Below are 7223 nucleotides of genomic sequence, written 5' to 3'. Positions count from 1 at the left end.
GTATTTGTGAGAAGAGAAGAGAAGAGAAGAGAAGAGAAGAGAAAATGAGCAAAGCAAGAGCTTGATGATCTCTGAAGGGCTGTGATGGGCAACTGCCCCAGAAGATTCCACATCTGTTGCTGAACACTCTTTTAATACGAACGCAATGAAACGACATTGATCATGATGGGAGGCGACTAGGGTGATTGAGGGTTGTTAGGCTGGCTGCAAGTAGGGGTTTAGGTTTACATGACCCTAACCCGCGCTTCATAATAGAGGCGTACTGTTACTTTGTGGATCTTTCCTGATGACTTCTCCACTTCTCCACTTCTCACTTACTCAATTTAGGAATTTTATGTTTATTGTTTACCGACTTTTGAAGCTCGCGGCCATTTGCGCGCTGTTTTTTACTGTTTATGATTTCATTGAGTTTGGGGAGATCACTTGGGTCGCCCGTTTACTTGCAGAGTTTGGCCTGTAAACCGAGTCGCTTTTTACTCACTCACAACGACTCTGTTTCTTCCGGCGCTCTTGGCTGAATAGAGCGCTTTGTCCGCCCTTTTAATGACCGATTCCCAATGGTCATCAGCTCGCTGGGCACTGACACCAAAACTCGCCGTACAGAATTCTCGATTACTAGGCAACATGGGGGTTCGCTCTATGACGTTTTTCAGCTTCTCTGCCACGATTTCAGCCTGTTGCTGATTGGTTTCAGGTAACAGCACAAGAAACTCTTCGCCCCCATAGCGAAAAGAGAAATCATTGCTGCGGGTCTCAACACGCAAAATTCTTCCTATATCCCGTAATACCTTATCACCCGCTTGGTGCCCGTATAAATCATTGATCTGCTTAAATCGGTCGATGTCCACTAGAAGTATCGACAGTGAGTGTCCAAATCGATGCGCGCGTGCTGACTCTTTGGGTACCAGCTCTTCGAGTGCTCTGCGGTTGTAAAGCTTGGTTAACTCATCTTTAAGAGAAGAATCATAGATTGTGGCAACAAGCCTTCCTGTTAGCATCCATGTGATGGCGAAGCCGATGAAAATGATCAATATGATGATGGTGATAAAGGTAAATTGTTGAATCCAGTTTGCCGTCATAAAATCATCAATTTTTTGATCAAATGGCAATCGAACAATTCTAAATAGTGAGTAGGAGGCGTAAACGATTAAGCCGGTCGAAAGTAAGCGTTTTGAAGGCTCTATGTCTTCTATCGTTCCCTTTTGATTCGCGTATAACGCAAGCAGACACATGCCACCTGATTGGGCCGCCATAATCGCGATACGCGCATCGGTGGAGACTGAAAAATAGGTAAAGTAGGTTAACCCAGTGATGACAACCGGAAGAGTATAATAACCCCAATTGGCCAGAGAGATGGGATATCCCCGAATCAGGCAGACGCCATGTAAAATGAGCGTATAACTCATCGCAATGACTGAGTTAGCGAGTATTTTCGATACCCAAAGTGTGGTGTTATTACCATAGCTTAATAGAAGGAACCCCACACCAAGCAACAGCAAAGCGGCGGCAACGATATCGATACCACGAATGCTTGGTTGAAGTCTTTGAATAAGCACTAGGCTTATTCCATAGGTAAATGAAAGTAATACACATACGACAGATAAAGTGGGTATATCTAGCTCGATCAACATGCATGCCCTAAACAGAGATGGTATCGATCAGTGTAGAACAATTATCGCGCGTTGATTAAGTTAACCATCGATTTCAATCAATGTTCGTCGCTTGGTGGTGAAAGAAGCGACCGTAAGCGCTGCGATACGGTTAGGTTTGGCTTTCGTGCCAGTTGCCACACATGTAGCCATTCTGCAAACGTGACGGTTAGGGGGTTGTAACTATTGACCGGTTTGCTGATACCGTATCGAACGGTTTCACGTTCTGGCTCAAACGTTCCAAAAATCTTGTCCCAGATGATCAATACACCCGCATAGTTCTTATCAATGTATTGCTTATTCACGCCGTGATGTACTCGGTGGTGTGAGGGCGTGTTAAAGAGATATTCAATCGGCCCTAGCGTTCGTATTGCTTGAGTGTGCACGAAAAACTGCAGTCCTAGATTAAGTAATACAACGAACAACACAAGGCTAGGGTCAAAACCAATGATGACAAGAGGAAGCCAAAACAGCCACATCCCCGCGAGTGGGTACATGAGGCTCTGCCTAAACGCGGTACTGAAATTCATTCGTTCAGAGCTGTGATGCACGACATGAGCGGCCCACATCCAGTGCACTCGATGGCTTGCACGGTGAAACCAGTAGTAAAAGAAATCTTGCAGGACCATAAGAGAAACAAAGCTGGTGAAACTCAGATCTATGTCGAACAGCTTCCAACCAAATACCCAAAGGTAGAGCTTGGCAATGAGTAGACCTGTTAGTAGATCAGAGAGTTGATGCATTGCGGCTAAGGCGAAATTACACGCGACTTCCTTAAAGTGGTAAAGCGCGTTATCGGGTAGTCGTCTTGTTCTTTGTCCAAACCAGTATTCGGCCAACATGCACGAAACAAAAAGTGGCGCCAGAACCAGCAGTAGCCATTCGGGGTGACTAATCAATAATGTAATATCCATAGCAACCTCTCATTCACCATTTAGCAAAGTGATCTTCTGTGAGCCCCAAAACAGCATCGAGATGATGTGATTTTCCGGTATTGTCTTTGATTGTGCCGTTAAAGTGGCCAATATATTGGCGAAAGTTACTCTTAATGAAGCCTGCGTTAATCTTTTCACTTCTTTGGTTTACTGGACGAAACTGAAGGTTGATGCTCCCATCGTCTGAGACGATATTCCAAACGAGGGTAGGCGAGTGTCGATCAAACTGGAAGTGTACAGGTGTCAGTAAATGCCGTTCACCATCAACCCATAGAGCGCATTCGCAACTTCCCGTTTCATTAACGCCCGCAGCTAGGTTTAAGCCCAGCCTTATGCCGTTCACCTGTGCATTGATGCTTGCCCAGCGCCAGCTTGTCTCTCGTCTCATGTAGCCCGCCGAAAAATCGTAGCCCGCCAGAGCGTTGTTTAGGTCAATGGATATATTGTTCACGGCCAGTTTGCCTTCAATCGCTAAGGCATTGTGTTTCTGCGTGTAGGTCCATCCGTTGTAGCCAGTGGGCGTGCACATTGAAAGGGGGAAGCTAGCCTGCTTCGGTTTAAGGGACATTTCAGCCTGAATAGCCTCAGTATTTATTGTGACGTGCCAGATCTCGTCCTGAATGTTGAAGCAAATGCTGTTCGCGATCGTTGTCGTGCCATTCAGTGGTGAATCCGTGATGGTTGAGCCAATGCCCAGTGGGCGTAACCAAGTGTTTTCGGTGAGTTGATCGTTTTGAATATCGTAAATGTAGCAAAAAGCACTGCTGAGGTAGCGAATATCGGCAATCGCAACGCCAATGACATACTGCTTGGTCACTACGCTAACAAATTGAAATTGCTTGTAGTCAAAATGCTTTGCCCAGTGACTGGCTTTTTTGTCCATTGCGTTGAAATAGGCGAACTGCTGTAAACCGAGTTTGGCAGGGATACCATCAAATTGGCCGAAGATAGGTTGCCCATTCGGAGAGATCAGTGTGTTGGGCGCTTTTTGTGTGTTTGTCATTCTGGGCTCTTCACATTTTGTTAACAAAGACAGTGTGCGTGAAAAGTGAGAAAAATAGGAGAGGGTAAACTCAGATAGAGTAAATATCGCTCACATTTAGAGCAAATACTTGGAAGTGACTGTGTCGCTTTTGAATTCTGCAGCCAAAGCCAAAGATACTGACGATCAAGTGTTGGTTATGACGTTAGCGATTCTAATTCTGGGAAAAAAGAGTCACCATGGCTATCGGCTTATCGATGTATTGTCGAACCATTTCCCTATCTTCGTTCGTAAGCGCTATGAGTCGTTGTCTGGGAACGTGACCTGGTTTCGCCCGTTTTGTTTTGATTGGTATAAGAACGTATCGGCTTCAACAAACGGCGTCGTATCATGTCGTAAAGAATGGATGCTATTGGCTTGACTGACACCGACAGAAATTGTGATGTTTAGCGCACCCGATTTAGTTGTATACGGGGCTTCATTAATCAGGCGTAAAATCTGACCGACTCTGGCTTCTATGTCATTGCTTTCTTTGAGTAAACAGAGAAATTCCTCACCGCCCCACCGTATGAGTAGTTCATCCTTTTTCATGGCACGCTTTATTCGCTGGGCTGTGATGACAAGAACAGTGTCGCCCACTTCATGTCCATGACTGTCATTAATGGCTTTGAACCAATCAAGATCAATCAACACAACACGGTAAAGCGATTTTTTGCTCAACACTGAACCCGATTCAATCTGTTTTTGATAATAACGACGATTGTTAACACCAGTGAGAGGATCATGGTAGGAAAGGTGTTGTAACTCGACATTTTGACTGCTAATCAACTGCGTACGTCTGATCGCTAACACAAGTAAAAGTAACGCAAGTGCTCCCCAAAGCGCCAGTATTCGAAATCGTAGTTTTTCTTCGCCCAATTGCAGAATACTCAATTCGTTTTGCACACTAAGAAGATCCCTTTCGCGTTGAACTTCCTGCGTATCAAAAGCAAATTCGAGTGCGTAGATTTCATTCACGAACTGCTCACGTTCCTTAGCATTGTATTTTTTATAGATGCGCAGGGCTTCTGCAGGGTTACCCAGAAGTTCATAGATTTCAGCTTTGGTTTTATAGGCTCGAATCAACCAGCGATCATGCTGAATGACGTCAAATGTGTCGATCGACGATTTTAGGTGATCCAACGCCTCATCAAAACGGCCTAACCCGACGAAGCTCTTCGCCGTGGTGAGTTGGCAAATACCTTTTTGCTTAGGGTAATCGTTAGCTCTAGGGTGATGTTGGCACTCTAGAGCAATGGCATTGGCTTGTTGGTATTTCTTTTCAAGTAAAAGCAGTCGTGCCTCTACTTTGTGCTTAAGCAACTGATAGTAATCGTCTGAGTTTTCATCAAAATAGGCCAGAGCATCTTGATATGTCTTTCTCGCGTTGGTGGCATCCTCTAGCTTGGTGTAGACAAACGATTGATTGAACAGCACCACTAGCAAGCGTTCTTTGGGGGCATCGGTACTGTTTGTAAAAGTGATGAAGGCCTGCTCGAGGTATTCTAGGGCTTGCCTCCATTGCTCAAGATGGACATAAAGTAACCCGAGGTTATTGTAAAAACGGCCATTATATTCACTCAGTGGGTACTGTTTTCCTAGCTCTAACCCTTTGTAGAAATAGAGTTGGGAGGCTTTCAGTTGATTTGAGGCGTTATACAATGCACCTGCGGTATTATAGGCCTTCAATAATAGGAACTCGGCACGATGTTCTTCTGCCAAGTTAATGGCCTGTTGAATGTCTTCTATGCCCTGACTGATCTCACCTTGCTTTAGCTTTCTTTCTGCTTGCTCGATCTTAAGCTGAGCTTGAAGCCAAGGAATGTCGTGCAGCTCGGCCATTTGTTCCAAAAGCTGAGTCTGCGCGAGGGTTGATTCACCAAACGCCATGGCAATATTTCTTTGAATGAAATGAGCGTAAATGGTCTCCGTGGTCGAAAGATCTTCTTTTTCGACTAATTGATCTAATGCTTTTTGTGCTTTTTCTGGCTGAGATTGGCTCTGTCGGTGAAGTTTGATCAGTGCTCTTCCTACTTCACTTTCCTTTATTTGCTCTTGGGGGCTAAGCATCAGCTTTTGAGAATACGCGGAGTTGGAACTGAAGAAGAAAACTTCAACAGAAATGATGGCAAGCATTGTGATAAGTGACACCACAATAATTAATCCAACTCGCTTTAGAAGTGTATCTTTACTAATCAATGGTATTTCTCAATTGAAATGAATAGAGTTATTTGCTGAATAACATTCCTGAAACTAATTATAGCTTGAAACCTCGCCAGAGAAGAGCATCTTCCACGAAACAGACGAATTTAGCTGCAGTGCCAAAGGTAGACAGTCATTTTGATGGTGTGGAAAAGGAGCGGAAAAGAAAAGGAGTGAAAAGAAAACGAGTGGAAGAGGAATCTAAGGAATGGAAGTTCAATCGTAAGCTAATGCGCATGTCCAGTCGTCATCGCTTTGTTTCTATGACCACACTGGACACCAAGGTTTGAGGTAGGAAACTAAACCGTCGCCACCATTTTTTGCAGCAGCCTTATCATTTCAGCTTGCTCTTTGGCATCCAAAGAGCTGAGCATATCGTTATTGACGGCAATGGGTATCGGCAGCAAAACCTCTTTTAAATCATGCCCTTGTTGCGTCAAATAAATTCGAAACGATCGACGGCTATTTGGGTCATCTCTGCGTTCAACAAGTCCTAACTTTTCAAGCTTATCAATGGTTCTTGTTGTGGTTGAATTCTCTACTTTGGATTTCGCAGAAATGTCTCGTTGGGTCACGCCTTCCTCTTCCCATAAACACATCATGGTTGGCCAAAGCGCAACGGTTAGCCCATGTTTCTTTAACTCTATTTCAAATTTCTTTGCTGCTTGATTGGCTACTACGTTTACCATCCAACCAAAGCTTGTTTTTCTGTCAAATGTTTCGGTCATCATTCATACCATTGATGGTGCAATTATTGCCATGGTAACGAATCCAGACAGAACTAGCATTAAAAATGCGCGACGTGTTGTGATAAAGCGAACAGGCGAGATGTTTTTATCGACGTCTTGGTAACCGGTCAACATAGCCTTTAATAACGGCTTTTTGTTGAGCTTATAAACAACGATCGCCACAACATGAAGCGCGACAGCAAGGGGTAAAACTCTCGCCATTAGAAGATGCGTGGCTTCAATCCAAGTGAAGACATCATCGCTCATCCATTGGTTGGAGTAGGGTAGGCCATCTAACAATCCAGCGAGTGCGATACCCGTCAGGCACTGAATAGAAATCATGCCAATCAGTGTTATCACCATTAGACCGCCCAGAGGATTGTGGCCTGCGTGTCGTTGGTTTTGCCCTTTTAAGTAGCTTAAAATTTCTTGCGGCGAAGAAAGAAATTGAGAAAATCGGCTGGTTTCACTGCCCCAAAAGCCTAGCCCTATTCTCCATATTGTCAGTGTCATAAGAATTAACCCAAGTGGAATATGCGGCCCCGCACCGCTGAAACCAGACAGAGCAAGTGCTGTAAAAACAATCGCCTGCAGCCAGTGATACATTCTCGTCGCGATGTCCCATACCTTCATTTTATTTCTCTCCTCTAGCGTTTCAATGTTATGTCTCAATTTAATTTACACTGCA

The 7223-nt window shown here is 44.4% G+C and carries 7 protein-coding genes; 1 reads left to right on the top strand and 6 read right to left on the bottom strand.

Going from position 1 to position 7223, the window contains the following annotated elements; translation table 11 throughout:
- The first annotated feature begins 334 nt into the window (after nt 1-334).
- On the top strand, nt 335-460 hold the full coding sequence (locus BCU12_RS23660) for a hypothetical protein (protein ID WP_277871264.1): 126 nt from the start codon (nt 335-337) through the stop codon (nt 458-460).
- A gap of 13 nt (nt 461-473) precedes the next feature.
- Here BCU12_RS23660 and BCU12_RS09010 read toward each other — a convergent pair whose 3' ends face one another.
- From BCU12_RS09010 to BCU12_RS08980, 6 genes are all read right to left on the bottom strand, one after another.
- A complete protein-coding gene (locus tag BCU12_RS09010) occupies nt 474-1556 on the bottom strand; it encodes a GGDEF domain-containing protein (protein ID WP_241909786.1) in 1083 nt (360 codons plus the stop codon).
- A gap of 152 nt (nt 1557-1708) precedes the next feature.
- Nucleotides 1709-2563, bottom strand: a complete 855-nt coding sequence (locus BCU12_RS09005; protein WP_102403993.1) for a sterol desaturase family protein — start codon at nt 2561-2563, stop codon at nt 1709-1711.
- A gap of 13 nt (nt 2564-2576) precedes the next feature.
- Nucleotides 2577-3587, bottom strand: coding sequence for a DUF2804 domain-containing protein (locus BCU12_RS09000; protein WP_102403992.1), 1011 nt, complete (start codon nt 3585-3587; stop codon nt 2577-2579).
- A gap of 276 nt (nt 3588-3863) precedes the next feature.
- A complete protein-coding gene (locus tag BCU12_RS08995) occupies nt 3864-5804 on the bottom strand; it encodes a diguanylate cyclase (protein WP_241909785.1) in 1941 nt (646 codons plus the stop codon).
- 302 nt (nt 5805-6106) lie between these two features.
- Nucleotides 6107-6535: a MarR family transcriptional regulator gene (locus BCU12_RS08985; protein ID WP_102403990.1), complete on the bottom strand. Its 429-nt coding sequence runs from the start codon at nt 6533-6535 to the stop codon at nt 6107-6109.
- Between the two features lie 3 nt (nt 6536-6538).
- Nucleotides 6539-7168: a cytochrome b/b6 domain-containing protein gene (locus BCU12_RS08980; RefSeq protein WP_102403989.1), complete on the bottom strand. Its 630-nt coding sequence runs from the start codon at nt 7166-7168 to the stop codon at nt 6539-6541.
- Nucleotides 7169-7223 lie beyond the last annotated feature (55 nt).

The organism is Vibrio sp. 10N.261.55.A7, assembly GCF_002877365.1.
Lineage (GTDB): Bacteria > Pseudomonadota > Gammaproteobacteria > Enterobacterales > Vibrionaceae > Vibrio.
This window is presented reverse-complemented; position numbering and strand designations above follow the sequence as displayed.

Bases quoted from the DNA above. Each gene is read 5' to 3' on its own strand.
- BCU12_RS23660 (WP_277871264.1), top strand. From the start codon at position 335: ATGTTTATTGTTTACCGACTTTTGAAGCTCGCGGCCATTTGCGCGCTG.
- BCU12_RS09005 (WP_102403993.1), bottom strand. From the start codon at position 2,563: ATGGATATTACATTATTGATTAGTCACCCCGAATGGCTACTGCTGGTT.
- BCU12_RS09000 (WP_102403992.1), bottom strand. From the start codon at position 3,587: ATGACAAACACACAAAAAGCGCCCAACACACTGATCTCTCCGAATGGG.
- BCU12_RS08985 (WP_102403990.1), bottom strand. From the start codon at position 6,535: ATGACCGAAACATTTGACAGAAAAACAAGCTTTGGTTGGATGGTAAAC.
- BCU12_RS08980 (WP_102403989.1), bottom strand. From the start codon at position 7,168: ATGAAGGTATGGGACATCGCGACGAGAATGTATCACTGGCTGCAGGCG.